This is a genomic window from uncultured Gimesia sp., from assembly GCF_937910335.1.
Classification (GTDB): Bacteria; Planctomycetota; Planctomycetia; order Planctomycetales; family Planctomycetaceae; genus Gimesia.
The window spans coordinates 1-1,617 of record NZ_CALEMX010000479.1 but is presented as its reverse complement, the minus strand read 5'-3'; the positions used below and the strand labels follow the sequence as shown (position 1 = coordinate 1,617).

Annotated in this window: 2 protein-coding genes; both read right to left on the bottom strand. The window is 43.5% G+C overall.

Features of this window, described 5'->3' with window-relative positions:
• Positions 1 to 1,272: hypothetical protein (locus Q0668_RS19285; RefSeq protein ID WP_298867627.1), on the bottom strand; the 1,272-nt coding region annotated here is incomplete at its 3' end.
• 126 nt (positions 1,273 to 1,398) lie between these two features.
• Positions 1,399 to 1,617 (bottom strand): NPCBM/NEW2 domain-containing protein (locus Q0668_RS19280; protein WP_298867625.1); only part of this gene is annotated, 219 nt, incomplete at its 5' end.

The following is a 1,617-nucleotide window of genomic DNA, read 5'->3' as shown; positions in this document are numbered from 1 at the left end:
TAACTTTGCTATTAATTGATTAATACGTTTCAACAAGGCTGGATCAGCATCAATTAGAATTACAATCGCCGTTCGGCGAAAGACATCAGGAAACGGAGTGACTTCCACCGGGAGTATTTTGTCAAGGTAACCCTCATCCAAACAATACACTACAGTCGCCTGATCATCCCGTAATGCATGCTGAGCGAGAATTTTCAAGACATGTGTGGTCTCTGGTTTCCCCAATCCCAGTTCTGTTAATGTCTTTTCCCATACAGCCAATACTTTTTCCTGTGTCAGTGGTGGTCTATCAGCGAATGGAATACTAATCGGGGGTACTTTTTCCACTGCGGTAGTTGTTTTTGCAGTACTTTTCTTTGTCGGTTTGGTTAATGTCGGCAGCGCTCCGATCGCTCGCAATTGTCCACCCAGTGCTGCCAATTCGCCTGCCTTTTTCACTTTCGCTTTATCCTTCAGACTTTTATCTGACAGCGGATCATTGGCTTTCGATTTCGTAGTTGTCTCTGATTTAGGCGCTGGTTTCTTTTCCTTTTTCTTGCAACCTGGAACTTGATTGATCGCCGCCAATTTCCATTCCTGCTTCTGCGCGGTTGGCTGTAGAATCGTAACATGCTGTAATGGATAAGCCTGGCGATTCTGAATCTGAAACCCCTCTTTCGAATGGGTTAGAGTAATTCCCGGTACATGATTTAATTCCACATCATACAAAATAAATCGTTCGCTCTTATTAATCCCCTTCAAAAACAACCGATCTGTGGTTTGTAAATGACTGAGCCAGTGTGAATTTTGCATCTTCATACTGAGCCGAGACTCTTTTAACATATTTTGAGCGCGCCAATATATTCGTTTTGATTGAATTCGTGCTGTAGGCCAATGAGATAAAAACCGTCCGGAAGGAAATTCGATCAGGATATCGATATCTTTTACTGCAGGGCCTTCGAAGGTCATTAAACCTAGCGGGACTGGTTTGTGGCTATTCTCTGCGTCTGCACTCAATCGTCGTGATAACATATACCCGGGAGTTGTCGAGCGGAATAATGATGCATCGTTCAGTTTTTTCCCATGTGCCGAAACTAGAAACACACTCACATCACGTACGATCAATTGTGAAGCAGTCGGTTTTATTTTTGCAGGATCACCTGCTTTCAAATCGGACATCCCAAATGGGCTAAAAGCAGTAGAGATGACGATCAGCATCACGATCAAGTTGTAACGCTCTCGAATGCGGGTACCATTTTTACATTGGAACTGATATACGTGTTGTCTATTCATAATAATCTAACATTATTTTCTATAACCTGACTTCATTCAATTTTTACTTGCCGCCAGTTCTTTCGGTACCGTACGGATCAGCTTGGGATCTCCCCAGACAAAACGATCGCCAACGTCCTGACCTGTTCAAAAGTCCACAATTAAAGTCAATGTCTGGCATCCCGTTACGTTAAGATTGAGAGGCTCCTGTTTGGTGCCGATCGTAAACCCCCGTTTGTCATATAACGTTTTCCCATCAGCCACAATTTTCACATCAACATTTCCCAGATGACCTGCTCCCTCTTGAAGGCCGAGACTGGCCTGAAACCGTTCAAAATTCTTCCCAAGTGAATAAACCAATACCGT